This window comes from Frankia sp. R82 (genome assembly GCF_023716925.1).
Classification (GTDB): Bacteria; Actinomycetota; Actinomycetes; order Frankiales; family Frankiaceae; genus Frankia.
Window position 1 is genome coordinate 1 of sequence record NZ_JAMQQG010000138.1, and the last position, 1,875, is coordinate 1,875.

The 1,875-nt window shown below is 75.3% G+C and carries 1 protein-coding gene and 1 pseudogene; both read right to left on the reverse strand.

All coding sequences use genetic code 11. From position 1 onward, the window contains the following. A pseudogene (locus tag ND747_RS16185) lies at nucleotides 1-855 on the reverse strand (hypothetical protein); the annotation flags it as partial. Further along, nucleotides 852-1,875, reverse strand: a 1,024-nt coding sequence (locus ND747_RS16190) for a hypothetical protein (RefSeq protein ID WP_251734444.1), incomplete at its 5' end; no start/stop codon positions are given. The pseudogene ND747_RS16185 and the gene ND747_RS16190, both read right to left, overlap by 4 nt.

The window sequence follows — 1,875 nt, forward strand, 5'->3', positions numbered from 1 at the left end:
GCCGCAGGCCAACCGGCGCGCCGGGCGGCCGGCGGTGTGTGCCGCGATCCCGATCCCGATCACCGGCACCAGGGCTACCAGCACCACGGATCCGCTGGCTCGGCTTGCGGCCGCGGCCGGTCCGCACAGCGCGAGACCGGCGAGTGTCCCCGGGGTTGGCCCTCGGCGGACCACCGCGACCGTCATCGCCAGCAGGCCGGTGACCGTGGCGGTGGCGAGGGCGTCGTTGTAGACCTGCCCGGATGTCGCCACCAGCAGGCCGACCGTGGCGACGACACCCGCGGCGCCCACCGCGACCGCCGGCCTGGTGGGCAGCAGGGCCCGGCCCAGCGCCGCCGTGGCGACGACCACCCCCATCCCGAACACGACATCGAGCATTCGCGCGGCGCGAAATCCGGCGTACGGATGGCCGAGGGCGACGCCGAGCCGCAGCGGAACCGCCTCCGCGACGTAGAACAACGGCGGATGGTTCGCCGTATATACAAGATCATGTTCTGTCAGTGGCCGGCCGAGGCGCACCCCGCACAGCTGTTCGGCGCGCGCGTCGACGGCGGCCCGAGCCTGCGCCGGGCTCGCCGCACAGCCGACGGGCAGACCCGGCATGTCCGGCAGCCAGGCACGGATCGGCGTGTCAAGCTCGGGTAACGACCCGTGCGCCAGCTCAAAGGCGTAGGCGGTGTGCTGCGCCTCGTCCGCGCTGGCGAACGGCGGCGTCACCGCGGCCACGAGCAGACCCAACGCGCCGAACAGCAGCGCCGCGCCCGCCACCCCGACCGCCGTCCACCGCCGCACCGGCACGCCCTGCCACCCCGGCCTGCGTCGGTGCACCGGCGTGCGCTGCCGGCCCGGATTCATCCCGGCCTCCGCCGCCGGATCTCCCCCACGAACCCGGCCACGCCGACCACGGCGGCCAGACCCATCAGCCCGATGACGGCGCCGAGATACCGGTAGTCGAACCCCGAGGTGACCGCGGACAGCACCAGCGTCGACACCCCGGAGCCGCCCGCCAGCCAGAACAGCCGCCGCCATCCGTGCGAGCCGTCGCCGGGCACAGGCCGAGGGACGCGGCGGACGGTGGCGAGCGCGGCGGCGGCACCCGCGAGCAGACCGAGCCCGACCAGGGGCATCAGCGGATAGGACACCGTCGACCAGGCGGCGAGCAGGCCGGACGGACCGCGCACGTCGGTGGCGACGAAATAGCCGTCGTCGGCATGCGGATCGTCCGGGGCCAGGACGTTGGTGCGCTCGGTGGGGAACTCCCAGGTGTCCGCCCGGGACGTCCGAGCCGTCTCGTACGGCGCCGGGTCGAGGTAGCCGGCGAGGTAGCGCAGGGACGAGGTGACCAGCATCCACGGCTGATCGCGCACGACCTCGTGGGCGAACGTCGCGGCCAGATCCTCGCGGCCCGGCGGGATCCGGCGGTTGCCCTGCCGCAGCGGCGAGTCGGCCGGCCACAGGTAGCGCACCGGCGCACCACGCTCGCCGACCGGCCGCGGATCACACAGGGTGCGCAGGTCGGCCCGGGTGATCGTGGCGCAGTCCGCGAACGGCGCGACCCGGCCGTACAGGAAGAACCCGGAGTGCGCCGACACCGTGAACCCCCTGCCCTCGGCCGCGCTCCACCCCGCGTACGCCCCGATCGGCACCGCCGCCGCCAGCCCGAACGCCACCAGCGGCAGCAACGCCGCCCCGCGCCAGCGCCAGGCCCCGGCCAGGTGTTCCGCGGAACCGACCGGATGCTCCGCGGCCCCGGCCAGGTGTTCCGCGGAACCGTCACCGCGGCCCCGTCCGATGGCCCCGGCGAGCAGCGCGAGCGCCGCGACCAGCAGCGGGCCGTAGCCGACGGTGCGCACGCACAGCGCCGCGCCCAGCAAC